The organism is Idiomarina aquatica (assembly GCF_003987185.1).
GTDB lineage: Bacteria > Pseudomonadota > Gammaproteobacteria > Enterobacterales > Alteromonadaceae > Idiomarina > Idiomarina aquatica.
Genome location: NZ_PIPS01000005.1, coordinates 96,197 through 119,736, shown reverse-complemented (window position 1 = coordinate 119,736; position 23,540 = coordinate 96,197). Strand labels below are relative to the sequence as shown.

General features: G+C 52.2%; 22 protein-coding genes and 1 other RNA gene. 14 read left to right on the top strand and 9 right to left on the bottom strand.

Features of this window, described 5'->3' with window-relative positions:
• Window positions 1-49: 49 nt before the first annotated feature.
• Window positions 50-1,645: a peptide chain release factor 3 gene (gene prfC / locus CWE23_RS13085; protein ID WP_105306927.1), complete on the top strand. Its 1,596-nt coding sequence runs from the start codon at window positions 50-52 to the stop codon at window positions 1,643-1,645.
• A gap of 6 nt (window positions 1,646-1,651) precedes the next feature.
• Window positions 1,652-2,425 (top strand): TatD family hydrolase, encoded by a 774-nt coding sequence (locus tag CWE23_RS13080; RefSeq protein WP_126820472.1) that lies wholly within the window; start codon window positions 1,652-1,654, stop codon window positions 2,423-2,425.
• Here the strand turns inward: CWE23_RS13080 and CWE23_RS13075 are convergent.
• The gene (locus CWE23_RS13075) at window positions 2,399-3,046 is read right to left on the bottom strand and encodes a hypothetical protein (protein WP_241970648.1); all 648 of its coding nucleotides are present in this window, start codon (window positions 3,044-3,046) and stop codon (window positions 2,399-2,401) included. The two genes, CWE23_RS13080 and CWE23_RS13075, sit on opposite strands and share 27 nt — an antisense overlap.
• Before the next feature lie 27 nt (window positions 3,047-3,073).
• On the opposite strand from CWE23_RS13075, the gene serB reads away from it, so the two are divergent.
• Window positions 3,074-3,748, top strand: a complete 675-nt coding sequence (gene serB / locus CWE23_RS13070; protein WP_126820471.1) for a phosphoserine phosphatase SerB — start codon at window positions 3,074-3,076, stop codon at window positions 3,746-3,748.
• Here serB and CWE23_RS13065 read toward each other — a convergent pair.
• Window positions 3,725-6,232, bottom strand: coding sequence for a PilZ domain-containing protein (locus CWE23_RS13065; RefSeq protein WP_126820470.1), 2,508 nt, complete (start codon window positions 6,230-6,232; stop codon window positions 3,725-3,727). The two genes, serB and CWE23_RS13065, sit on opposite strands and share 24 nt — an antisense overlap.
• Window positions 6,233-6,294: 62 nt before the next feature.
• Between CWE23_RS13065 and radA the strand changes: the two genes are divergently transcribed.
• The 4 genes from radA to CWE23_RS13045 are packed head-to-tail and all read left to right on the top strand — an operon-like array spanning window position 6,295 to window position 10,179.
• Window positions 6,295-7,662, top strand: a complete 1,368-nt coding sequence (gene radA / locus CWE23_RS13060; RefSeq protein ID WP_105306924.1) for a DNA repair protein RadA — start codon at window positions 6,295-6,297, stop codon at window positions 7,660-7,662.
• Entirely contained in the window at window positions 7,652-8,416 is a 765-nt protein-coding gene (locus CWE23_RS13055) for an ABC transporter substrate-binding protein (RefSeq protein WP_105306923.1), read from the top strand. The genes radA and CWE23_RS13055 overlap by 11 nt, the downstream gene beginning before the upstream one ends.
• Window positions 8,413-9,390, top strand: coding sequence for a FecCD family ABC transporter permease (locus CWE23_RS13050; protein ID WP_126820469.1), 978 nt, complete (start codon window positions 8,413-8,415; stop codon window positions 9,388-9,390). Before CWE23_RS13055 ends, CWE23_RS13050 begins: the two co-directional genes overlap by 4 nt.
• Before the next feature lie 24 nt (window positions 9,391-9,414).
• The gene (locus tag CWE23_RS13045) at window positions 9,415-10,179 is read left to right on the top strand and encodes an ABC transporter ATP-binding protein (RefSeq protein WP_157982933.1); all 765 of its coding nucleotides are present in this window, start codon (window positions 9,415-9,417) and stop codon (window positions 10,177-10,179) included.
• Here the strand turns inward: CWE23_RS13045 and ettA are convergent.
• The gene (gene ettA / locus CWE23_RS13040; protein ID WP_105306920.1) at window positions 10,176-11,840 is read right to left on the bottom strand and encodes an energy-dependent translational throttle protein EttA; all 1,665 of its coding nucleotides are present in this window, start codon (window positions 11,838-11,840) and stop codon (window positions 10,176-10,178) included. The two genes, CWE23_RS13045 and ettA, sit on opposite strands and share 4 nt — an antisense overlap.
• A 172-nt stretch (window positions 11,841-12,012) precedes the next feature.
• Between ettA and glyA the strand changes: the two genes are divergently transcribed.
• From glyA to ribBA, 4 genes are read left to right on the top strand one after another with little or no spacing between them, the layout of a single operon-like run.
• The gene (glyA, locus tag CWE23_RS13035) at window positions 12,013-13,269 is read left to right on the top strand and encodes a serine hydroxymethyltransferase (protein ID WP_105306919.1); all 1,257 of its coding nucleotides are present in this window, start codon (window positions 12,013-12,015) and stop codon (window positions 13,267-13,269) included.
• 43 nt (window positions 13,270-13,312) lie between these two features.
• On the top strand, window positions 13,313-13,762 hold the full coding sequence (nrdR, locus tag CWE23_RS13030; protein WP_105306918.1) for a transcriptional regulator NrdR: 450 nt from the start codon (window positions 13,313-13,315) through the stop codon (window positions 13,760-13,762).
• Window positions 13,755-14,882, top strand: a complete 1,128-nt coding sequence (gene ribD / locus CWE23_RS13025) for a bifunctional diaminohydroxyphosphoribosylaminopyrimidine deaminase/5-amino-6-(5-phosphoribosylamino)uracil reductase RibD (protein ID WP_105306917.1) — start codon at window positions 13,755-13,757, stop codon at window positions 14,880-14,882. The genes nrdR and ribD overlap by 8 nt, the downstream gene beginning before the upstream one ends.
• A gap of 10 nt (window positions 14,883-14,892) precedes the next feature.
• Window positions 14,893-16,005, top strand: a complete 1,113-nt coding sequence (ribBA, locus tag CWE23_RS13020; RefSeq protein ID WP_105306916.1) for a bifunctional 3,4-dihydroxy-2-butanone-4-phosphate synthase/GTP cyclohydrolase II — start codon at window positions 14,893-14,895, stop codon at window positions 16,003-16,005.
• Between the two features lie 25 nt (window positions 16,006-16,030).
• Here the strand turns inward: ribBA and CWE23_RS13015 are convergent, their stop codons facing one another.
• The 4 genes from CWE23_RS13015 to CWE23_RS13000 are packed head-to-tail and all read right to left on the bottom strand — an operon-like array spanning window position 16,031 to window position 19,390.
• Complete coding sequence (locus CWE23_RS13015) at window positions 16,031-16,912, bottom strand: ketopantoate reductase family protein (protein WP_126820467.1); 882 nt, start codon at window positions 16,910-16,912, stop codon at window positions 16,031-16,033.
• Window positions 16,902-18,233 carry an AmpG family muropeptide MFS transporter gene (locus CWE23_RS13010; RefSeq protein WP_198678845.1) on the bottom strand — a complete coding sequence of 444 codons (1,332 nt, stop codon included), beginning with the start codon at window positions 18,231-18,233 and terminating at the stop codon, window positions 16,902-16,904. Before CWE23_RS13010 ends, CWE23_RS13015 begins: the two co-directional genes overlap by 11 nt.
• Window positions 18,233-18,829, bottom strand: coding sequence for a peptidylprolyl isomerase (locus CWE23_RS13005; protein ID WP_105307774.1), 597 nt, complete (start codon window positions 18,827-18,829; stop codon window positions 18,233-18,235). Before CWE23_RS13005 ends, CWE23_RS13010 begins: the two co-directional genes overlap by 1 nt.
• Window positions 18,830-18,850: 21 nt before the next feature.
• A complete protein-coding gene (locus CWE23_RS13000; protein WP_157982932.1) occupies window positions 18,851-19,390 on the bottom strand; it encodes a YajG family lipoprotein in 540 nt (179 codons plus the stop codon).
• A gap of 146 nt (window positions 19,391-19,536) precedes the next feature.
• Here CWE23_RS13000 and CWE23_RS12995 point away from each other — a divergent pair, with 146 nt between their 5' ends.
• The 3 genes from CWE23_RS12995 to ffs all read left to right on the top strand — a co-directional run bounded on the left by CWE23_RS12995 (window position 19,537) and on the right by ffs (window position 21,620).
• A complete protein-coding gene (locus CWE23_RS12995; protein WP_105306912.1) occupies window positions 19,537-20,625 on the top strand; it encodes a ketoacyl-ACP synthase III in 1,089 nt (362 codons plus the stop codon).
• A 59-nt stretch (window positions 20,626-20,684) separates the two neighbouring features.
• Entirely contained in the window at window positions 20,685-21,431 is a 747-nt protein-coding gene (locus CWE23_RS12990) for an enoyl-CoA hydratase-related protein (protein ID WP_105306911.1), read from the top strand.
• A 92-nt stretch (window positions 21,432-21,523) separates the two neighbouring features.
• Window positions 21,524-21,620, top strand: an RNA gene (gene ffs, locus CWE23_RS12985) — signal recognition particle sRNA small type.
• A 15-nt stretch (window positions 21,621-21,635) separates the two neighbouring features.
• Here the strand turns inward: ffs and CWE23_RS12980 are convergent.
• Both CWE23_RS12980 and priC read right to left on the bottom strand, forming a co-directional pair.
• The gene (locus CWE23_RS12980) at window positions 21,636-22,544 is read right to left on the bottom strand and encodes a histone deacetylase family protein (RefSeq protein ID WP_105306910.1); all 909 of its coding nucleotides are present in this window, start codon (window positions 22,542-22,544) and stop codon (window positions 21,636-21,638) included.
• Window positions 22,545-23,051 carry a primosomal replication protein PriC gene (gene priC, locus CWE23_RS12975; RefSeq protein ID WP_126820464.1) on the bottom strand — a complete coding sequence of 169 codons (507 nt, stop codon included), beginning with the start codon at window positions 23,049-23,051 and terminating at the stop codon, window positions 22,545-22,547. It abuts the gene before it with no gap.
• Window positions 23,052-23,540: the final 489 nt, after the last annotated feature.

Genomic DNA, 23,540 nt, shown 5'->3' with positions numbered 1-23,540 from the left:
ATCAGCGAAAATAGCGGGTAATACATTAATGAGTTAATTGAGAAGGTTCATGTCAGACGCCCGCAGTAACAAAATCGCAACCGAAGTCGCAAAACGCCGCACGTTTGCCATCATTTCGCACCCTGATGCCGGTAAAACCACAATTACCGAGAAAGTTTTGCTGCATGGTCAGCAAATTCAAAAAGCCGGGACCGTGAAGGGCAAAAAGTCCGGCCAGCATGCTAAGTCAGACTGGATGGAGATGGAGCAGGAACGTGGCATCTCGGTGACGACCTCGGTGATGCAGTTTCCGTATCGCGATCGGCTGGTGAACTTACTGGATACCCCCGGACACGAGGACTTTTCGGAAGATACCTACCGTACACTGACCGCTGTCGACTCCTGTTTAATGGTCATTGACGGCGCTAAAGGTGTCGAAGATCGCACCATTAAGCTGATGGAAGTGACGCGGCTGCGCGATACGCCCATCATCACCTTTATGAACAAGTTGGATCGCGATATACGTGACCCGCTGGAACTGCTTGATGAAGTCGAAGACGTTCTAAAAATCATGTGCGCCCCGATTACCTGGCCGATTGGTTCCGGAAAAAACTTTAAAGGGGTTTATCACTTATTACTCGACCAAACCATTTTGTACAAAACTGGGCAGGGTCATCGTATTCAGGAAATTGACATTATTGAAGGCCTGGATAATCCCGAGCTGGACCAACGTATTGGTGTTTGGGCGGAAGAGCTGCGTGAACAAATTGAATTGGTCAAAGGCGCTTCTAACGAGTTTGATAAAGAGCTCTTCCTTGCGGGCGAATTAACCCCGGTTTATTTTGGTACGGCGCTGGGTAACTTCGGCGTTGATCATATGTTGGATGGTTTGGTGGACTGGGCTCCGCAGCCACAACCCCGTGAGGTGAACGACGGCGAGCTGATCCATGCCGACAACCCGGACTTTTCGGGTTTCATTTTTAAAATTCAGGCCAACATGGATCCCCGTCACCGTGACCGTGTGGCGTTTCTCAGAATCGTCTCCGGTAAATACGAGAAAGGCATGAAAATGCGTCAGGTGCGTACCGGAAAGGATGTCCGTATCAGTGATGCACTGACGTTTTTGGCCGGTGACCGAGAGCATGTCGATGAAGCTTATCCGGGCGATATTATCGGTCTGCACAATCACGGCACCATCCAGATTGGTGACACCTTTACCGCCGGCAGCGATTTCAAATTCAGCGGTATCCCGAACTTTGCGCCGGAACTGTTCCGCCGTATTCGTCTGAAGGATCCACTGAAACAAAAGCAATTGTTGAAAGGTCTGGTACAACTATCCGAAGAGGGAGCGGTACAGGTATTCCGGCCATTGATCAGTAACGATCTGATCGTCGGCGCCGTCGGTGTGTTGCAGTTTGATGTGGTGGTACACCGTTTGAAAACCGAATATAAGGTCGATGCCGTGTACGAGAACATCAATGTTGCAACCGCCCGCTGGGTAACCGGTGACGAACGTAAAGTGGATGAGTTCCGGCGCAAAGCGGAAGCTAACCTGGCGCTCGATGGTGGTGATAACTTAACCTATATCGCACCGACCATGGTGAATTTAAGTCTGGCGCAGGAGCGTTATCCAGATATTACCTTCAGTCACACACGCGAGCACTAGCATTAGATGCAACTGTTCGATACCCACTGCCATCTCGACTTTGAGGTGTTTAACCGCGACCGGCACGAAGTGGTAGAGCGTGCCAGAGCACAGGGTATCGAGCAATTTATGCTACTTGGCGTGACGTGCGAGCAATGGGCACAACTGCCCCGGGTGGCGTTGGAAATTGGCTCTGCCTATTACAGTTTCGGCCTGCACCCATACTTTATCGAAAAGCACCAGCCCGAGCACCTCGAAGCACTGAAACAACAGTTGTTGGAGCATGGTAGTGATGGCAGGCTGCGCGCGATAGGCGAAATTGGTCTTGATGCAGAGTGCGGTCATATGGAGCGGCAGCAACAGCTGTTACGAGAACAGCTTCGCTTGGCCAGAGAACACCAACTGCCGGTTATACTGCATCATCGCAAAACGCTTGATAAGCTGCTGAAAATGGTGCGCGAATCAGGGCCGCAGCGTGGCGTTGTGCACGCCTTCTCCGGTAGTTACGAGCAGGGCAAGGCCTGGGTCGAACAAGGTTATTTTCTGGGCATTGGCGGCACCATCACCTATCCACGCGCAAAAAAAACACGGGATGCGGTGGCAAGGCTGCCATTGGACGCCATGGTACTAGAAACAGACTGCCCCGATATGCCAGTGTGTGGGCATCAGGGTGAACGCAATGAACCGGCGCGATTACGGCAGGTGCTGAGCGCATTGGCCAGCATAACGTCACTCAGCGAAAAAGACGTTGCAGAACGAACGTATCGTAATAGCTTAGCGTTGTTCGGGCTTAACCGCTGAGCTGCGTTGTTGCCAGAACCGATCGCGGATGCGATTAAAACCAAGCATGATGAAAACCCCGGCCAGCATCGCCAGTAACAGCAGTACTTGACCCTGTTGCATCAGACCATCGTGTGCGCTGGCGCTGATCGTCATCAGCTTATTTTCGTCAAAAATCACTTGCAGGTAACCCGCGGTTGTACCGTTGTCGGTCAGTTCCCGGGTCATTATCCAGGGCTTTGCCGGGGCATCGTCAGGCCAGTCGATCACACTGTCATAATTGCCCTGGGTTACCAGAACCTCGCCGTAAGGATTGCGTACCACCACCGACACCACCGCATGATGTTGTTGAAGATGCTGTGCGGCAGCCACCAACGCCTCATTCTGTTGTTGTTGGATGGCTTGCACTGCTTGATGTTCAAATTGCGACAAGGTCAGTTGCGTCAACTGCCGGGTGTGCTCAGCCAGTTGCTGTTGTGACTGTAAACTGGCAATATTCCAAACATTAAGGATGACCAATAGCAACGCCGCCGCTACGGCTAAGCGAAGTATGCGTTTGGTGATCAATCGCAGCCACGCCCGCGTTTGTGTGTTCGGGTTTAGTACCGATTGCAGTCCACTGTTAATCATCGTTTTAAGCATAGCACCAACTTTTTGATGGAGTCGATTATGGCCGACACCCCAGCCGCCGGATTAGTAGTCTTCGATATGGATTCTACCCTAATTCAAATAGAGTGTATCGATGAAATTGCTTCTTTAACAGGGGCAGGCGATGAGGTTGCGGCAATTACCGAGCGAGCAATGCGCGGCGAGCTTGACTTCGAGCAAAGCCTGCGGGCACGAGTGAGTTGTCTTAAAGGCGTGTCTGTCAGCCAGTTTCAATCGTTATTCGACCCGATCCCGTTTACGCCGGGCGTTCATCAGCTTATTCAAACCTTGCGCGCGCAGGGCTGGAAAACGGCGCTGGTGTCGGGAGGCTTTACCTGGTTTGCCGAACAAGTGGCTTCGCAACTGCAACTTGACTGGTTTGCGGCTAATGAGCTGGAGCAGCAGCAAGGTGTTCTAACCGGTACGGTAGGCACCAAAATTGTGGATGCAAGGTTTAAGGCACAAACCGTTATCGACCTTAAACGTCGTTGGCAGATTGAGTCTGGCCGCACCATCGCCGTGGGAGACGGTGCGAACGACCGCGACATGCTGCAAGCTGCTGATATTGGCGTTGCATTTTGTGCCAAACCAACGTTGAAGGAAGTTGCCGATATCTGTATCGACGACAATGACCTCAGCCTGCTGTTACCGTTATTACAGCAACGGGGCCTGTTACAGGCTGAGCCAGTGGGCTAATCGCTGTTGTTGTTGGCGGATGTGTTCGAGGCTGATATCCGCAAACTTCAGCAGATCATCGGTAACGTCCTGAGTGTCAGCAATGCCATAAACCTGCCACAGTTCTTCCTCTAGCTCATTCGCCCGATGAGCCGCGTATTGCGATAGGTAGTTCATTTCCGCCTGCACAAACTGAATATCCGGACGGCCGGTTTTGCTGAGGTCAACGGCGACGGCCACAAAGACGGCGTCTGGCAGACACTGGTCAATAAACGACAGGATCGCAGCGGTATCAAACTGATCGGCGGCATGCCATTCAGTCCTTAGCACGGCCTCGCCTTGTTCACGATAAAGTTTCAGTAACAGCAGCTTGCGTCGCGGGCGATCGGAGCGAGACAGCCCTTGTAACTCCGGCAACAGCATGGTCGTTAGACTGTCGCCACGCAGCAGTGGCTGTACATTTAGGTTACTGGCACGACTGCCGGGCAAACCTTGTAACAGCGTTAACCAGGCGGTCTGCCAGCGGGAAAGACCGGCCCGGCGCAACGTCACCTGGCGTTTGTTATTTTGATAAAAATACAAGGGAACGGTCGGCGGAGCGTCGCAGTATAGGTTACGTAAACACAGCTCCAGGCCATTTAATGAAGTATTTTCATGCAGTAGCTTTAACTGGTTACGATGTTCTTTAATCAGATAGCGGAAGAACAGCGCGCCATCGTGTTTCTCTGATGAGTCGGGCGTTTTCAGGTTAATTGTCGTCTGGCTGATGTCGATGTTTACCACCAGGTAAGGGATGTCGCGCAGTTGAAATTTGCGGTGATGTTTTTCAAACCCGGTTAATGATACCAGCGCCACTTCACCGGCTTGCAAGGCCACGGCATCGTCCAGTTGAAGCTTTAATCCATGCACCGATAAATCTAAAACCATACCTTCGCGAATGGACTTTCCGACCCGAACACGGCAGCGGCTGCGGTAGCTAAAGCGTTGCTCCTTGCGCAGATCGACAAATTCCAGTCGCACGTCTTTGGTGCGGATGGGCACCGATGGCGGATGCATAAATGCCTTCAAGGATTTAACCAAGCCTTTATCGTAGTCGTCGTGGGCGAACTGACGCATCGACTCGGTGATATCGGTTAGCACGCCAAGGTGAGTTAATGGCTCGATGGCGTGTTTAACTTTGGGCGTCGGCGGCTGCAGACGAAAAGGGATCTGCATTTCGTAAGGCACACTTTGTGGCTGCCAGGCGCTGTTGCTGTCAATACTGCGCAGTCTAAACTGATAGACACGAAAGGATGACTTGCGCGCCGCGAAGTTTACAAAGGTGCGCCATAAATTATTTTTAATCAGCTCTTCAGCCAGCGCCGAATAATAATGAATTTTGCCTCGTGCGGTAATGCTGAAGGTCAGTATGGTAGCCGTCGCACCAGGGGTGTCCGCCAAACGTTTGAGAAAATGCTGTGATCGGCGTGGATTAAATATCGAACCCAGCGCAATCTGGTTGTGTTCGTTGATCCAGTCTTCGACGATGTGCCGGTTATTGTCGGTAGTTAATACGTAATCAGCATGTAGCTGCTTATTGTGTATGGAAAAATAGATTGGCAGAGCGCCCAGGCGCGGCATCAAAAATTGTTCATGCCCCTTATTCATCAGGGTTTGATAGGTGTTATCGATATTCACCCGGTAACGTTTTTTGTAGCCATTAATGAATCGTTTTAAAAAACTGTCCAACGATGACGAGGTAAACTCGGCCTTGCGATTAAGGCTGAAATAGGTTTTTTCGCCCTGTTGGTCAATGGCAACGATCGTATAAGGCACCGCCATTTCAGGATCAATAGTGAACTCACGTGCCAAGCCGGTGAAGTATACATCAATCTCATCACCGACCTGCTTCTGCCAGGCGGCATCGAGTCGAATGCGCAGACCGGTAACCGACAAATCACTGGTGATGGCTCGTCTCTGGTCGCCGTATTCGTCATTGAGTGTTACTTCAACGGTAAAATTCATGCGCTCTTCGGCACGATACGGGTACTGACCGAACTGAAAAGTATCGATGATGTAAGGCGAACGAACGTCGTCGTGTTCCGGAATTTCCTCGCGTGTCGCTATCCGTTCGGCATGCTGAGCTTTACGCTGTAATGCTTGCTCCCGTTCTTTTTCCTGAATGACCCGGTTATTATTCTCGGCGTTTAAAATTTGTTCGAAGGTATCTTGGGTAAATACGCCACCATAGATTTTCAGACCGCGTTCGAAAATGTCTTTGGCAACGTCATCCAGATAATGTTTGCGGCCTAAGAACTCATAGGGTTGGCAACGGCCGCTGACGCGATTGCGCAAATCAACGGTCTGCAGACAGGGCGATGCCAGTCGTCGCAACTCCATTTTCAACTGGAAGCGCGTTGGTCCGTCCTCACCCTCGGTTAGGGTGCGGAAGATTTTGTCAAAGTCCGGCTCATTTACCACGAGTTTGAGCTGTTCGATTAATTGCTCAAAATGGTCATTCGGCATTATGGTATTTTGTTCTTATAATAGATGACTTTATTACGCATCATAGAACGAGTTGGCTAGTCATGGCAAAAACAAAAACCGCTTATGTCTGCAATGAATGCGGCGCAGACTTTCCCCGTTGGTTGGGGCAGTGCACCGAATGTAAGGCATGGAACACGCTCAGCGAAGTGCGCTTGAGCAATCCGAAAGCTCACCCCAGAGTTGCTGAGCGCAGCGGTTTTGCCGGTGCAACCCAGGCGCGGGTGCAAACCCTTAACGAAGTTTCGCTGGAAGAGCTACCTCGTTTCAGTACCACATTTAAGGAGTTTGACCGGGTGCTGGGCGGCGGTGTGGTACCGGGATCGGCGATTTTGATTGGCGGCTCGCCGGGGGCAGGGAAAAGTACTCTATTGCTACAAACCTTATGCCGCTTGGCCGAAAATAAAAAGACGCTGTACGTTACCGGCGAAGAGTCACTGCAGCAGGTGGCGATGCGTGCTCAGCGGTTGTCATTACCAACCGATAAACTCAGGATGTTGGCCGAAACGTCGATCGAAACCATTTGTCAGTTGGCGGACCAGGAAAAGCCGGAAGTAATGGTGATTGACTCCATTCAGGTCATGCACCTTGCCGACATATCGTCGGCGCCGGGCAGCGTTTCACAGGTACGTGAAACCGCAGCTTTCTTAACTCGATATGCAAAACAACACGGCGTGGCCATCATCATGGTCGGTCATGTCACCAAAGACGGTAGCCTGGCGGGTCCGAAAGTGCTGGAGCATTGTATCGACTGCTCGGTGATTCTGGACGGCTCATCTGATTCCCGCTACCGCACGTTACGAGGCACCAAGAACCGCTTTGGCGCGGTTAACGAGCTGGGCGTTTTCGCGATGACCGGCAGCGGTCTTAAAGAAGTGTCTAACCCCTCTGCGATCTTCCTGCAACGGGGCGAGGAGCAGGGCAATGGCTCTGTGGTCATGGTCGTTTGGGAAGGAACTCGCCCACTGCTGGTCGAAATCCAGGCGCTGGTTGATTATTCTGCGTTGGCAAATCCACGGCGCGTGGCGGTAGGGTTGGAAGCTACCCGGCTGGCGTTGCTGTTGGCGGTATTGCACCGCCATGGCGGATTACAGGTGTCCGATCAGGATGTGTTTGTGAACGTTGTCGGTGGTGTTAAGGTCACCGAAACCTCGGCCGATTTGGCGTTGCTGTTGGCCATTGTGTCGAGCTTTAAGGGGGAGCCGCTGGCGCGTGATTTAATTGTCTTTGGTGAAGTGGGGTTAGCCGGAGAAATTCGCCCCGTTCCCAGTGGTCTGGAACGCTTAAATGAGGCGGCCAAACATGGTTTTAAAAAAGCCATACTGCCGCTGGCGAATAAACCCAAGCAAGCGCCTGAGGGGATGACCGTAATCGGCGTTAAAAACCTGCAAGAAGCATTAGATGCGATTTAGCGGGTTATTAAGCGCCGTGGTGTTGCTGTTCAGCATCGCCTTGCCAACCCATGCTGATGAACGCTGGGTGTCGCTGAATCAGTGCGTGGACCAACTGCTGCAACGCTGGGCGCCTGAACAGTTAGCCGGTATTACTTACCTGAGCGGTGCGGACATTGATAAACCCACCCATAACGGCACGCTCGAATCGGTGCTGGCACTAAAGCCTGACCGGGTGGTCGCGACTCAGTTCAGCGATGCTAAGCTGGTGGCACGATTGCGTGACTACGTACCGGTCACCGTGTTGCCTCAACCGCAAAGCTGGTCGGCGTATCAGCAATGGTTGGCGCAGTTGGCTGAGCTGGGATTGACGGAGCAGGTCGTGCAGCATCAGCACGAAACGGAGAAAGCCTTAACACGGCTGGCGCAGCAACCACAAGACGTGGTTATGGTGATGCCAAACCAGTGGAGCTGGGGACGCAACACCTGGGCTAATGCCCTGATAGAACGGTTAAACTGGCGTAACCAGACAGCAACGTTGGGCTCGGGGTTGGTTGCCCTGCAATTGGAACAACTGATCCAATGGCAGCCGGATCGGGTCATCCTGGAAGGATTTAGCGGGCAGACGTTTGCACTGGCCAATCAATGGCAACGGCATCCGTTAATGCAACGCTGGTTGGAGCAACAACGGGTCATGGTCATTGACAGCGCGACGGCGGCATGTCCAGTGGTTAATATCGGAAACTATCTTGAACGTTTGGGAGCGGAACAATGACAGTGACGGCGCGCGGCTGGGGCTGGCTGTTCATACTACTCGCCGTGATATTAAGCGGTTGGCATCTGAATCAGGGCGCCGCCACGGTTAACTGGCTGGACTTGAACGATCTGCAGTACACCATCGTTATGGACATTCGTTTGCCGCGTTGGCTATTGGTATTGGCCAATGGTATGGCGCTGGGCCTGGCCGGTGCAGCACTGCAGCTGTTATTGCGTAATCCGTTGGCAGAGCCCGGCTTAATCGGCGTGTCGTCGATGTCGGCACTGGTGACCGTGACGTTACTGTATTTTGGCTGGTTAGCGGCATTTTCCTGGTGGTTACCGCTGGCGGCCGTTGCCGGTGGTCTGGCTGGTTTGTTACTGGTGGTGTTGCTGGCCGGCCGGCAGCATGACATCTACCGGATTATTTTAGCCGGGGTTGCGGTGTCGTCGTTAGCCGGTAGCGCGATGGGGTTGATCTTATACCTGGCCCCCAATCCGTTTGCCTTTCAGGAATGGAGTCAGTGGACGCTGGGAAGCCTGGCGAACCGCAGTTGGTCACACCTGGGCTTGCTATTACCCTGTTTACTGATTGGCACGCTGTTGCTGTGGTGGACACGGACGTTGCTGACCGCTTTAACGCTATCGGAACAGACCGTCGCTACTCTGGGTTTTCGCTTAGTCAGCCAGCGTAATGGTGTATTACTGGCCGTCGCTGTGCTGGTTGCCGGGAGTGTCGTCAGTGTCGGTATTATCGGTTTTGTTGGACTGTTGGCGCCGCATTTAGTGAGATTATTAGGGCAGGAACATCCGCAACGGGTGTTGTGGCTGAGTGCACCCGCTGGTGCCTTGCTGCTGCTGGCGATGGACATTGCTACACGGCTGATCAGTGGTGCCAGGGAATTACCCATTGGTATCGTTGCCGCATTAGTGGGTGTGCCATTATTGGTGGCGCTGTTGTTTCATCGCTATCAACGTCGTTTCTATGAGTGACCGATCATTAAGGAGCAGGGTACTGTGCTGAGTATTCAACAGCTGTCACTGGCCGGTATCCGCCGACCACGCTTGCAACAGGTGCAACTGCAATTAAGCGCCGGGCAACTGGTCGGTTTGGTGGGGGCTAATGGAGCCGGCAAAAGCTCACTGCTACAAGTGATTGCCGCGTTACTGACACCATCGGCCGGCGAAGTGCGCATTGACGGCACTGTCGTCACCTCGCTCGCGCCAGAACAGCGCGCACAAGTGATGGCTTACTTACCCCAGTATGAGCAGCCGCAATGGGACATTAAGGTACGGGAACTGGTGGATATCGGCTTGTTGCACCACCGTCTTAGTCGCCGCCAGCGGCAACTGCAGTTGCAGCATGTCCTGACGGCCTGTGATTTGTTGCAACTGGCTGAACGACCGCTATCGACCCTGTCCGGTGGCGAGCGACAGCGTGCGTTGCTGGCTCGAGCGATGGTTGGACAGCCGAAATTATTACTTTGTGATGAGCCAACGGCGGCACTCGACATTCAGCATCAGTTACAAACCCTGCAACTGCTGCAGCAACAGGCGCGCCAGGGACAACTGGTACTGTGCTGTATGCACGATCTGAGCTTAGCAGCACGTTATTGTGATCAATTGGTGTTATTGCATGAGGGGAGATTGCTGGAAGTAGGAGCGCCTGCAACGGTGTTGTCAGACGCTCATTTAGCCACTGCGTTTGGTATTCAGGCGCAGTGGTATTGTGACAGCAGCGGTGTGGCCTGGATACCACAACCGCTGCCGGCAACCGATTAACCGATAGGCTTGTATTTAATTCGGTGAGGTTCCATTGCCTGCTCACCAAATTTGTCTTTCATGTAAGCTTCGTAGTCGCTGTAGTTACCTTCGTAGAAGACCACTTCACCTTCATCACGGTAGTCAAGAATGTGCGTTGCGACACGGTCAAGGAACCAACGGTCGTGCGAGATAACCATAACGGAACCCGGGAATTCGAGGATAGCCTCTTCTAATGCCCGCAAGGTTTCAACGTCGAGATCGTTGGTTGGCTCATCGAGTAACAGAACGTTGCCGCCCGCGCGTAACAGTTTGGCCAAGTGCACACGGTTGCGTTCACCACCGGATAATTCGCCAATGCGTTTTTGTTGGTCAGTGCCGCGGAAGTTAAAGCGTCCGACATAGGCGCGGCCGTTAACTTCGAAGTTGCCAATTTTGAGGATGTCATTGCCGTCAGTGATTTCCTGGAATACGGTTTTACTGTCATCCATGTTGTCACGGAACTGATCGACACTGGCTAACTCGACGGTTTCACCGATTTCAATAGAGCCGCTGTCCGGCTGCTCCTGGCCACTGATCATTCGGAACAGGGTTGATTTACCGGCACCGTTCGGGCCGATAATACCGACAATCGCGCCTTTAGGAACGGAGAAACTCAGGTTGTCGATCAACTGGCGGTTCTCGTAACCTTTGCTGATGCCGTTAACTTCGATAACTTTATCACCCAGGCGCGGACCCGGTGGAATAAAGAGTTCGTTGGTTTCGTTGCGTTTCTGGTAGTCGCCGCTTTGCAACTCTTCAAAGCGGTTAAGACGTGCCTTGCTCTTCGCCTGGCGGCCTTTCGGGTTAGTGCGTACCCACTCCAGCTCCTGCTTGATGGTGCGTTGACGAGCTTTCTCCTGGCGTTCTTCCTGTTCAAGACGCTTCTCTTTTTGTTCCAGCCAGCTGGAATAGTTGCCTTCCCACGGAATACCGTAGCCACGGTCAAGTTCGAGAATCCAGCCGGCGACATTATCGAGGAAATAACGGTCGTGGGTAATAGCCACAACGGTACCGTTGTAATCGTGCAGGAAGCGTTCTAACCAGGCAACTGACTCGGCATCAAGGTGGTTGGTCGGTTCGTCGAGCAACAACATGTCCGGTTTTGATAACAGCAAGCGACAAATGGCGACACGACGACGTTCACCCCCCGAGAGGTTACCAATTTTCGCGTCCCAGGGCGGCAGGCGCAATGCGTCCGCGGCGCGTTCCAGGATGTTATCGATGTTGTGGCCGTCTTTGGCCTGCAACAGCGCTTCCAATTCGCCTTGCTCTTTTGACAGGGCATCAAAATCAGCGTTTTCATCGGCGTAAGCAGCGTAGATTTCGTCGAGGCGGGTTAATGCCTGTTTCACGTCAGCGACGGCCTCTTCTACGGTTTCTTTAACGGTTTTGGCTTCATCCAGTTGCGGCTCTTGCGGCAGGTAACCAATTTGAATACCGGCTAACGGGCGCGCTTCGCCTTCGTAATCCTGATCGACGCCGGCCATGATTCGCAGCAGCGTTGATTTACCGGCGCCGTTGAGGCCTAACACACCGATTTTGGCACCTGGGAAAAACGACAGTGAAATGTCTTTTAGAATGGTTTTTTTAGGGGGAACAACTTTGCTCACCCGTGACATGGAATATATATATTGCGCCATGCGACGAACAATCCTTGATTTGGTTTAAAGAGTTGCCGATAGTTTAAAGCCAAATGGCCCAAATGCCCAAATTTGTTTGTCGTTACAAACTAGGCATTACGGGTGGTTTTAGGTTAAAATGGCGGCACTCTGGGCGTATGCCCCAAGTCAAATAGGTAAAGTGGGAGCCGTAATGCAAAAATCGCAACAAAATATCGCCGAGTTTGATGCTGAACTGTGGGACGCAATGAGCAAGGAAGTAGAGCGTCAGGAACAGCACATCGAACTGATCGCCTCAGAAAACTACACCAGCCCGCGGGTACTGGAAGCTCAAGGTTCCCAGCTTACTAACAAGTACGCCGAAGGCTATCCGCACAAACGTTATTACGGCGGTTGCGAGTACGTCGATATCGTTGAAGATTTAGCCATTGAGCGCGCCAAAGCGTTGTTCGGTGCGAAATACGCGAACGTACAACCGCATTCGGGATCGCAAGCCAATACGGCCGCGTTCATGGCGTTGATGGAAGCCGGTGATACCTTCCTTGGTATGAGCCTGGCGCACGGTGGTCACTTGACGCACGGTGCCGGCGTTAACTTCTCGGGTAAACTTTATAATGCGGTGCAGTACGGTTTATCGGAAGAAACCGGCGAAATCGACTATGCGGAAGTTGAACGTCTGGCGCAAGAGCACAAACCTAAAGTGATTGTAGCCGGGTTCTCGGCTTACTCGGGTATTGTTGATTGGCAGCGTTTCCGTGAAATCGCCGATCAAGTGGGGGCTTACTTGTTGGTCGATATGGCACACGTAGCGGGTCTGGTTGCGGCAGGTGTTTACCCAAGCCCGATTCCATTCGCTGACGTGGTGACCACAACCACGCACAAAACCCTTGCCGGTCCGCGCAGTGGGTTGATCCTGTCAGGTAAAGATGATGAAAAGCTGCACAAGAAATTAAACAGTGCGGTGTTCCCTGGTAACCAGGGTGGCCCGTTAATGCACGTCATCGCCGCTAAAGCGGTTGCGTTTAAAGAAGCGCTGCAGCCAGAATTTAAAGCTTATCAGGAACAAGTTCTGAAAAACGCCAACACCATGGTGAAAACACTGCAAAGCCGTGGCTATAAAATTGTCTCTAACGGTACTCAGAACCATTTGTTCCTGGTTGACCTGATTGACAAAGACATTACCGGTAAAGACGCCGATGCTGCCTTGGGCCGTGCTTTTATTACCGTGAACAAGAACGCGGTTCCTAATGACCCACGTTCGCCGTTTGTGACGTCAGGTCTGCGCCTGGGGACGCCGGCGATTACCCGCCGCGGTTTCAAAGAAGCGGAAGCCGAACAGGTAGCGAACTGGATTTGCGACGTGTTAGACGACATTAACAACGAAGCAACCATTGAGAAGGTTCGCGAACAGGTGAAAGCCCTGTGTGCGAACTTCCCAGTGTATCAATAACGTATGATCGGAATTGGATCGTTAAGTTAATCGGAGAGCATCGATGCATTGTCCTTTTTGTGGCACCCAAGACACCAAAGTGATTGATTCGCGATTGGTGGCGGATGGCGCATCGGTGCGCCGTCGGCGCGAATGTAATCACTGCAAAGAGCGTTTTACCACGTTCGAAACCGCCGAATTAATTATGCCGCGAGTGATTAAATCCGACGGCAGCCGTGAACCGTTTAACGAGGATAAATTGCGTAACGGCTTGTTACGGGCATTGGAAAAACGCCCTGTCAGTCTGGAACTGATGGAACAAGCCATTAACAAAATTAAATCAGCGATCCGGGCGACCGGTGAACGTGAAATCAGTAGCGATTTCATCGGTAATCAAGTGATGGATAATTTAAAGCAAATCGATAAAGTGGCCTATGTGCGCTTTGCCTCGGTTTACCGTTCATTCGAAGACATCCGCGAATTTGGCGAGGAGATCGCCCGTCTTAATGACTGATCCTACCCAAGTAATCATTGATCATCAGATGATGCACCGGGCGTTGCAGCTCGGTCGCCGGGGCATGTTAACGACGGCCCCAAACCCTGCGGTCGGTTGTGTCATCACACAGCAGCAAAAAATCATCGGCGAAGGCTGGCATCAGCGTGCGGGTCAACCCCATGCGGAAGTGCATGCGATAGCCGCAGCGGCTGGACAAACTAAAGGCGCTACCGCTTACGTCACGCTCGAACCTTGCAGCCATTTTGGCCGCACGCCGCCCTGTGTTAATGCGTTGATTGATGCTGGAGTTGCGCGGGTGGTGGTGGCAATGGAAGATCCCAATCCGCAGGTGGCGGGCAAGGGCATTGCCCGCTTACGCGAAGCAGGTATCGACGTAGAGGTTGGTATTCTGGAGCAAGCGGCACGCGCACTTAATCCGGGTTTTATTCACCGCATGACCACGCAGTTACCCTGGTTGCGTTTAAAAATGGCTGCTTCACTGGATGCCCGCACCGCATTGGCTAACGGCGAAAGCCAGTGGATCACGTCGCCGCAGGCGCGTGCCGACGTGCAGTATTGGCGGGCGCATGCCGACGCGATTCTAACCGGTGCCGATACGGTACTGGCTGATAATCCGCGTTTAACCGTGCGTGCCGAGCAGTGGCCGGCCTCAAGGCCGTTACCGGATCCACTCAAACAACCGGTGCGTATTATCATTGATGGACAAAACCGTATTCACGATCAACTGGCTTTGTTTGAACAACCCGGGCCGGTCTGGCTGGTTCGTCATGAAGAAGCCGATGCCAGCCGCCACAGTCATTGTCACCAGGTGATAGTGCGGCGTACCGCGAATGGCAACGTGGATTTGCATGACATGATGCTGGAGCTGGCGCTACGTGAGATTAATCTGATCTGGACGGAGTGCGGTGCCCGACTGGCTGGCGCGCTTTGTGATGCAGGTTTAGTGAATGAAGTTTATTTATACCAATCCAATCAGTTGCTTGGTTCGGATGCCCGGGGCGTGGTTGATTTGACGTCACTGACTGCACTGACGCAAGCTCCGCGCATTCGTATTACCGATCGGCGTCAAGTGGGGCCGGATACTCGGATTATCGGTATTCCACAGAATCAACAGTAAAAGGTTAGCTATGGGCTTACACACTACCGAAGAAATAATTGAGGATATTCGTCAGGGTAAAATGGTCATCCTGATGGATGATGAGGATCGTGAAAATGAAGGCGATCTGATCATTGCCGCTGATTGCGTGACGCCGGAAGCCATTAATTTTATGGCGCGCTTTGGCCGCGGTTTAATTTGCTTAACGCTGACGGAAGAGCGTTGTAAGCAGTTAAACTTGCCGCTGATGGTGGACAAAAACAACGCGCCTTATGCAACCAACTTCACCGTTTCGATCGAAGCCGCAGAGGGCGTAACCACTGGCATATCCGCCGCCGATCGTGCGAAAACGGTAAAAGATGCAGTGGCCAAAGACGCAAAACCGGAAGACTTAGTCATGCCGGGTCATATCTTTCCGTTGAAAGCGAAAGCCGGTGGTGTATTAAACCGAGCCGGACATACCGAGGCGGGTTGTGATTTGGCGCGCTTAGCGGGTTTTGAACCTGCCTCAGTGATTGTCGAGGTACTGAACGAAGACGGCACCATGGCGCGTCGTCCGGATTTGGAAAAATTTGCCGCTGAGCATGGCATAAAAATCGGCACCATTGCCGACCTCATCGAATACCGTTCGATGAAGGAAAAAACCGTTCAGCGCGTGGCTGAATGCCGCTTACCCACCAGTGCCGGTGAATTCACGCTGATTACGTTTCAGGATTCTATTGATCAACAGGTTCATCATGCGCTGGTTCATGGTGAGGTTGACCCGAACAAACCGACCAATGTGCGTGTGCATTTGCAAGATACCTTCCATGATACCTTGCTGACTGAACGTGCCACTAAGCGCAGTTGGCCGATATACAAGGCGATGCGCTACCTGGCAGAGCATGACGGCGTCCTTGTAATTATCGGACGTCAGCAGACGCCGGAAGACATCATCGCTCAGGTCAAAGAATTTGAAGCGCAGGATCATGGTGAGCAGAAACCGACTGCGTCGGCGTCAAACGCATCGCGTAACGTTGGTGTTGGCTCGCAAATCCTGGCCGATCTTGGTATTCACAAAATGCATTTGATGAGCTCGCCCAAGCGCTACTCGGCGCTGTCAGGTTTTGGTCTGGAAGTCGTGGACTTTATCGAAGACAAATAAAACCCGGCCGGTGCCAAGCCATTGGCTAACGGAGTGCAGTTACCGCCTCGGTAACTGCACGATGCGTCGGCACATCGATCTGGTGCTGACGTGCCTGTTCAACAATGAAGCCGTTCATGGCATCAATTTCTGTGGTTCGCTGGTGTTCAACATCCACCAGCATCGACGAACGGTTAGCTGCCGTCGCCGTAATCACCTTTGCCACAGCCTGTGAAGCCTGGTGTGCATCAAAGGAATACCCGCACGCTGCGGCAACCTGCACAAACTCCTCAATCAACTGCTGTTTTATATCGCTGAAGCGGGCCGCGGCCAGTTCACCGTTGGCAACCCGATAAATGGCGGTGAGTGGATTGATGACGCAGTTGATCAACAATTTGTGCCAGCGTCGATGCTCAATATCATGAACCAGGTGCAGCGGCGGGAAGCTCTGTTGCAGTATTTCGCCAATAGCGCCCGCTAATGGCTGCGGCTGATTTATGGCCTGGGCGGCAAGCCAGCTTTCCCCATAGCCGTTGTGGCTAATGGTGTGGTTTTCGCGGCTGGCAGCATGAGTTGTAATCAGCGGAAACAGCGGTCGCTCGCTGTGGACGCTCAACATACCATTGTGACTGATGATAATTGGGCAGTCCGTGGCGATTTGGAGCTCGTCCAGCCGCTCTAAGGCGGCGGCAAGGTCGTAGGACTTTACCGCCAGAATCACCGCATCGGGGGGCGGGGCATCAGGGTAGAGCGGGGTAACAAAGCGGGTCGCTTTGCCGTTCTCAGTCAGCGTCCAGTTGACGCTGGTTTCTTCCTGGGTGTGGCGACTGAGCCAGGCAACTTGTTGCTGCTGGCGCAACAGTCCCGCCGCCAATACGCCACTAATGGCCCCGGGGCCGGTGATCAGCCAGTTGAGCTTAACGGTCATCGCGCAGGCTCTCAAGATGAGTCAAGGTATGACGAATGTGCCACAGGAACAGCAGGCTGGGTATTACCATGACCGCTGTTAATAGGAAGAACAACGTCCAGTTACCGTCGAGCGCATCAACCACCACACCGCTGTAGGACGATAGCAGGGTGCGGCCGAGGGTGCCAAGTGACGCCATCAAGGCATACTGCGAGGCGGTGAACGTACGGTTACATAACAGGCTGATAAAGGCGACGAACGCAACGGTCGACCAGGCACTGGTAAAACCATCGATAATGACTGCACTTAAAAACAGCTGCTCACTTGGGCCGACCAGAGCAATCCAGGAGAACATTAAATTGGAGGCGGCCATTGCCAGCCCGCCAAACAGCAGACCCTTGACGATGCCCATGCGCAAATTAACGGCGCTGCCAAGCAGGGCAAACAAAATCGTAACCCACCAGGTTACCAGTTTCGAGTAGGTGCCGATTTGGTCATTGGAAAAACCAATTTCCTTATAAAAGACAATCGACATGCGGCCAAGAAAGGCTTCACCAATTTTAAACAGAAAAATGAACACCAACACGGACAGTGCGAATTTAACGCCGTTGCGTTGAAAGAATTCTTTAATCGGGGCGAATAAAATGTGTTCGAGACGTCCTAGCAACCCGGCGTGGGCAAGTTGCCCATCACTATCTTGCTGGTGGTAGGTGGCTTTGCGGACAACCAAAACCACGGCAGCAATGGTCAACATGATAAAGCCCAGGATGGCGTAGGCGTCCTGCCAGTACCACTGTTGGCTGTCGACGATAAAAAAGGGAATTGCGCCCAGGCCGGCATAGCCGGTCCACCAGCCGGCGGTCGCCATCGCCGCACCGGCACTTTGCAAACGACCTTCGGTTACCGCAAAGGATTCGATGCGGTAGGCGTCGATGGCAATATCCTGTGTGGCCGAACTGATGGCAATGGCCATCGCCAGTAAACCGACCAAGTGTAAGTGCTCGCTAACCTGCAGTTGCGAGAGTGCAAAACAAGCAGCGACAATGATGAGCTGACAGGACAATATCCAACTGCGGCGCTGACCCAGCGAACGGGTCAGTATGGGAATCTTTATTGAGTCGACGAGCGGGGACCACAGGAAGTTAATTGAGTAAGCCCCAAAAACCGCACCGAAATAGCCAATCACAGAGCGGGTCAGGCCTTCTTCCTGCAGCCAGGCTGATAACGCCGAGCCGATCATGACCCACGGGAAACCACTGGCAATGCCAAGAATAAAAATCACCAGTACCCGCGGTTGTAGATAAACGCGCAGATCGTCCCGGAACGACGGTTTAACAGCCATCAGTTGGCCGGTACAACTTCAATCCGCTTTAATACCGGTGGTTGTGCCGGCACATCGCGCCAACCGGTTTCTTTGTCATAAGCTAACGACTCCAGTTGAGCCAGCTTTTCGAGCACATCGAGGCCCTCAACAACACGGCCAAAGACCGTATAACCCCAATCGCCGTTATCAGGGTTCAAGGAGCTGTTGTCGTTGAGGTTAAAAAAGAACTGTCGAGTGGCAGTATGCGGCGCGCGCTCTCGAGCCATGGCGATGGTACCGTACTCATTCAGCAGACCATTCCCCGATTCGTTGACGATGGTTTCAAAGGTTGGCTTTTCCTGGAAGTCTTTGTCGTACCCACCGCCTTGCAAAACGAAATCCGGCACCAGTCGGTGAAAGATGGTGTCGTTGTATTGCGCCTTTTTGACGTAGCGAAAGAAGTTTTCTACCGTCAAAGGTGCCGCTTCCCGGTTTAACTCAACGGTGATATCGCCGGCGGAAGTAACGAATACGACCCGTGGAAAAGGATTATCAGGCTGAACCTGTGCATGACTGTTGAAACTTGCGCTGACCAATACCAGCCCACTTAACACAATAGTTTTAACGAGCGACATGAAACGCATGGTGCCTCCTGATTAAAGATTACGTAGTTTTGGGTCGTTACTGATGTCCGCGAGCACGGAACGCAGAAGTTGTGAAAACTCCCGTTCAACGACCGCCTCATCCGGGCGACCGACACCTTTTGACTGCAAGCGACCACGATAGCTGTTGCTGTAGGTACGGTTTTCTCGTTGTGCTTCGACCCGCAGTACTATGGTATGTTGCAGTTCATAATTAAAAGCACCCAGTTGACCATCGATGAGGGCTTCGTCAATGCTGATCTGCCAACTAAGCTCGCCAGCCTGAGATGACGTCAGGTTTGTTAGTGAGTTCGAGATCACTTCTGTCAGTGGTTGCTGCGGCGGCGCAAATTCGGCTTTATCCTCGGCATGCGTGATGCGATAAAGGTAGGCGTGCGGACGTTGATCGGTGACGCTAATTTGCGCAACCGGTTGATTGAGCGGGTCGTTCACCTGAACCGCGCCGATGATAAGTGGTTGCGGTGGGCTTTGACAGCCGCTGACGAGGATGGTCGCCGCGATAAGTGCAATGGCTGACAGAACAGATCGGATCATTGTGATTCCCTCGAACATGATCATTCAACTGAATAACATTCGTGCTATGATACGGTAAAAAGGTGTTGCGCTTAAATGCTTTCATTCGGTTTTTCTGCCGCGATGTGTGTAAAAGCAACCAATTGCAGAAGTAATAAGGTTTAGCCGTGAAAAAATACGCAGAAATTACCGGTTGGGGGAAATGTTTACCTCCGGCTGTTATGACAAACGACGACCTGGCGACGTTTCTTGATACCTCAGATGAGTGGATCGTATCCCGTACGGGCATTTCTGAGCGCCGGGTCAGCCACGTCGGCACTTCAAAACTGGCAACGATTGCGGCCAAAAACGCATTGGCCGCAGCTGACTTGGATCCCGCCAGTATTGATTTAATTATTGTCGGTACTTGTACACCGGATGAAATCATTCCGAATGTCGCTTCCGCGGTACAGCGGGATATCGGTGCCAAGGATGCCGCAGCCTTTGATTTGAACGCCGCTTGCAGCAGTTTTCTGTATGGTATGCACATGGCGACACAGGCGATTAGAACCGGTGCACACCAGCGGGTACTGCTGATTGGAGCGGAACGCCTGACGAGAATTCTCGACTGGACCAAACGTGAGAGTGCAGTACTGTTTGGCGACGGTGCGGGTGCGATGGTGTTGGAAGCCACCGACAAAGAATGTGGTTTACTGGCCAGTCATATCAGTTGTGATGCGGAAGCCCGTGACGTGCTGAGCCTTGATTTCGGGCTTAGTTTTGATCGTTTCGGCTTTGACGGCATTATGCAGTTTGACTTTGTTGGTCAGGAAATCTTTAAACGCGCAGTGAAAGGCATGAATGCGGCGGTGGAAAATGTCTTCGCTCAGACAGGATTGTCGACGGACGATATCGATGCGTTGATTCCGCATCAGGCGAACAAGCGGCTGATCGACTATCTGGCCAAGTTATGCAAAGTGCCAAGTGAAAAAACCGTAATCAATATCCAAAATTACGGCAATACCTCTTCCGCAACCTTGCCGATTGCCTTTGCTGAAGCCGCAGATAACGGTACCATTAAGCCGGGTGATAAAATCATGTCGGCCGTATTTGGTGGTGGTTTAACCTGCGGTGCCGGTCTTATCCAGTGGGGTGATCGGGTGACTCCTAAGCGTGATAATCAACTGCAGTTAGAGCCCGGCGATCTCTCTGCACTCGACATGATCGTGCCATTACACGAAAAAACGGCAGCGGCCTGGCAAAAGCGTGAACTCTGACTGAAAAGCTGATAACCTCGTTCGTAACAGGTACAACCAGTTACGAACGAGGTTTTTTTATGGCAGAACAACACGTTGTGGTGACCCATCAAGATGGTGTTACACGCATTCGTTTAAACCGCCCGGAGAAAAAGAACGCCTTCACTCAGGCTATGTATAGTGCTTGTGAGCAAGCGTTAATCGACGCCGAACAACATCAGGATATTTCAGCGGTACTGTTTGAAAGTACCGGTGATAGCTTTTCGTCAGGCAATGACCTCAATGATTTTCTCGCCATCGAGAATCTCGACGAAAGCGCGCCGCCGTTTAAATTTCTGCAGACTCTGAATAAAGTCAATGTGCCTATCGTAGCGAAAGTCAATGGCCTTGCAATCGGCATTGGTACGACGTTATTACTGCACTGCGACCTGGTGTATGCCAGCGATGAGGCGGTATTTGCTTTACCTTTTGTCAAACTGGGACTGTTGCCTGAGGCCGGCTCAAGTTTATTACTGCCGCGTCTTTGCGGACATCAGCAAGCGGCAGAATTGTTGCTACTGGGCGATACCTTCAATGCCCATAAAGCGCAGCAGTTAGGCTTGGTGAATGAGGTACTCAGCGCGGAACAACTCGATGCCAGAACCGAGCAGGTGCTGACGCAGTTAACCACGCTGTCACGACAGGCGTTGCGAACCAGTAAACAATTACTGAAAGCCCCGCAGCAGTCGGTGGCCGAGCGCATCAGTCACGAAGCCGGCTTTTTTGCGAAAGCACTCAGTTCTGCTGAGGCACGCGAGGCGATAGCGGCAAAGCTGCAGAAAAAGTAGGCATTCGGCTAGGGTAGACAAAGACAAACCTTGTATCTGCCGAGCGAGTGAGTGATAATAGTCACGCTTATTCGTAAGCGTTATGGTGACTCTGCGGGTCCCCTCGCAACGCTAACTGGCGAACCCGGTCAGGCCCGGAAGGGAGCAGCCGTAGTCAGGGATGTGTGTGCCGGGGTGTGGCTGGTGGAGTCGCCACCCAATTTCTTAAGCTTTCCATACTTCATAAGCCGCTCTTAATAATTGAGCATGGGCTCTTATTAATCGATCTAACTTACGTTGATAGCCTCCGCCAATCACGGCTGCGAGCGGGATATTCTGTTCACGGGCCAGCTTCAACACCCCAAAATCGCGGGCAAAAATACCGTTAAGGCTAATTGACAAGTGCCCCAGATCGTCCTGGCGGTAGATATCGACACCGGCGTCATAAAGGATTAAATCAGGCTGCTCGCGCTCAATTAATGCTCGCAACGCATGGTCAACGGTTTCAAGGTAATCGTTATCGGTGGTGCCTTTAGGCAGCTCAATATCGACATCTGAAACCGCTTTGGTAAAGGGAAAGTTGTTAGCCCCATGGATTGAACAGGTAGTCACCCGCGGCTCGTTGGCAAATAACGTCGCTGTGCCATCACCCTGATGAACATCAGTATCAAAAATCAAGATCTTGCTGGAGGGGCGCTGGTCAAGCACCGCACGGGCAGCGAGCGCCAAATCATTGATCAAACAAAAGCCACTGCCCCAGTCGTGATGGGCGTGGTGATAACCACCCGAAAAATGAATCGCACAGCCTTCCTCTAACGCCAGTTGAGCGGTACGAATGGTGCCGGCGGCGGAGGTCAGTGTGCGCAGTAGTAACTGTTCAGACCAGGGAAAACCGATGCGCCGCCAGCGTTGCTTATCCATCCGGTTATTGGCGAGCTCGGCGATGTAGTGGGGGGCGTGCATGGTAGCCACCGTTTGCCAGTTAATGGGCGCTGGCTGAACCCACTGCGAACGGCGCGCACCATGTGCGTCGGCCCACGCTTTTAACAACTGATATTTCTGAATCGGGTAGCGATGACGCGGCGGCAATGCAAGCGCGCTGTAGCGTGGATGATAAATAAAAGGTACGGGCATCTAGCGTCCCTCTTCTAAGCGCTGAATGTCTTGTTCCAATGCCTGGATAGCCTGCTGACAACGATTTAAGCGTTTTTCCTGCTGTTGCGCTGCCAGTGTATCGTGACGGTCGCGGCACGCTTTAACGTTATCAAGCAATCGTTGTTCGTAGCCGCGGTAAGTCACCAATTTTTGGTGCAGCGCGGCGATGCGGGATTGTTGACGCAGACGACTATCACGCTTTTCGAGCGGTAATTGATTACCCCTTAATGCGGTTGATAATGCGGTTAGCTGCTGGCTTATCTGTTCGGCGATAAACGTCCGAATGTGTTCATTATTACTGTGCTCGAGCTGCGTGGCCAAGCGTTGGGTTTCTGCAACATAGTCTACCGCGAGATTAGAGCGACATTTAAAAAGGCTATGCGCAAACCATTGTTCGCTCAATTGCTTGTGGCGACGACGATTGTCGGCATCCAATTGCTCCGCCTGTTGCATTAAGTTTTGCAAGATGTTACTCAATTGTTGCACGCGCTAATCGCTTCTTTTATTAACATTTCAACCGTATTTTATAGTACCGGAGCGCTGCTACGAAACAAAGTCATCTTTACATTCAACATAGTTGGAAATAAAGATGTTTAAATTACGTTGAAATTTGTAACGAGCTGTTGTCCGCCGATCAAAAAGTGATACTATGCGAGTAGGAGCAGTATCCAGAAGTGGGTGGTTTTTGTGCCACACTAACACTGGAATGTTACCAAATAGAGATGACAGGATGTTATCTAATGCTGTTTTAGCTGGCATAAAAAACTCGGGTATCATCTAGCCCACGGCTGTTATAACGCAGTTGACGCTGGTCATCGTCAGGTTGACAGCGTATAGCCATCGTGGGAATATTCTTGAGTTATTGCTTGTTCAGCTAAAGCAAGCAACTATTGGATTTGATCTTTTCGTCACTCAAAACTGGTGTTTCACGCCATCAACGGCGTTGAAGCGGAAGTTAATTAAAATTGGTTGGGA

What these genes read in the sequence shown, in the direction of transcription:
- serB (WP_126820471.1), top strand. Translation starts at nt 3,074, where the DNA reads ATGGCCGACACCCCAGCCGCCGGATTAGTAGTCTTCGATATGGATTCT.
- nrdR (WP_105306918.1), top strand. Translation starts at nt 13,313, where the DNA reads ATGCATTGTCCTTTTTGTGGCACCCAAGACACCAAAGTGATTGATTCG.
- glyA (WP_105306919.1), top strand. Translation starts at nt 12,013, where the DNA reads ATGCAAAAATCGCAACAAAATATCGCCGAGTTTGATGCTGAACTGTGG.
- CWE23_RS12980 (WP_105306910.1), bottom strand. Translation starts at nt 22,544, where the DNA reads ATGCCCGTACCTTTTATTTATCATCCACGCTACAGCGCGCTTGCATTG.
- CWE23_RS13005 (WP_105307774.1), bottom strand. Translation starts at nt 18,829, where the DNA reads ATGTCGCTCGTTAAAACTATTGTGTTAAGTGGGCTGGTATTGGTCAGC.
- CWE23_RS13065 (WP_126820470.1), bottom strand. Translation starts at nt 6,232, where the DNA reads ATGCCGAATGACCATTTTGAGCAATTAATCGAACAGCTCAAACTCGTG.
- prfC (WP_105306927.1), top strand. Translation starts at nt 50, where the DNA reads ATGTCAGACGCCCGCAGTAACAAAATCGCAACCGAAGTCGCAAAACGC.
- CWE23_RS13050 (WP_126820469.1), top strand. Translation starts at nt 8,413, where the DNA reads ATGACAGTGACGGCGCGCGGCTGGGGCTGGCTGTTCATACTACTCGCC.
- CWE23_RS13075 (WP_241970648.1), bottom strand. Translation starts at nt 3,046, where the DNA reads ATGCTTAAAACGATGATTAACAGTGGACTGCAATCGGTACTAAACCCG.
- CWE23_RS12990 (WP_105306911.1), top strand. Translation starts at nt 20,685, where the DNA reads ATGGCAGAACAACACGTTGTGGTGACCCATCAAGATGGTGTTACACGC.
- ribBA (WP_105306916.1), top strand. Translation starts at nt 14,893, where the DNA reads ATGGGCTTACACACTACCGAAGAAATAATTGAGGATATTCGTCAGGGT.
- radA (WP_105306924.1), top strand. Translation starts at nt 6,295, where the DNA reads ATGGCAAAAACAAAAACCGCTTATGTCTGCAATGAATGCGGCGCAGAC.
- ribD (WP_105306917.1), top strand. Translation starts at nt 13,755, where the DNA reads ATGACTGATCCTACCCAAGTAATCATTGATCATCAGATGATGCACCGG.
- CWE23_RS13000 (WP_157982932.1), bottom strand. Translation starts at nt 19,390, where the DNA reads ATGATCCGATCTGTTCTGTCAGCCATTGCACTTATCGCGGCGACCATC.
- CWE23_RS13010 (WP_198678845.1), bottom strand. Translation starts at nt 18,233, where the DNA reads ATGGCTGTTAAACCGTCGTTCCGGGACGATCTGCGCGTTTATCTACAA.
- ettA (WP_105306920.1), bottom strand. Translation starts at nt 11,840, where the DNA reads ATGGCGCAATATATATATTCCATGTCACGGGTGAGCAAAGTTGTTCCC.
- CWE23_RS13055 (WP_105306923.1), top strand. Translation starts at nt 7,652, where the DNA reads ATGCGATTTAGCGGGTTATTAAGCGCCGTGGTGTTGCTGTTCAGCATC.
- CWE23_RS13080 (WP_126820472.1), top strand. Translation starts at nt 1,652, where the DNA reads ATGCAACTGTTCGATACCCACTGCCATCTCGACTTTGAGGTGTTTAAC.
- CWE23_RS13015 (WP_126820467.1), bottom strand. Translation starts at nt 16,912, where the DNA reads ATGACCGTTAAGCTCAACTGGCTGATCACCGGCCCCGGGGCCATTAGT.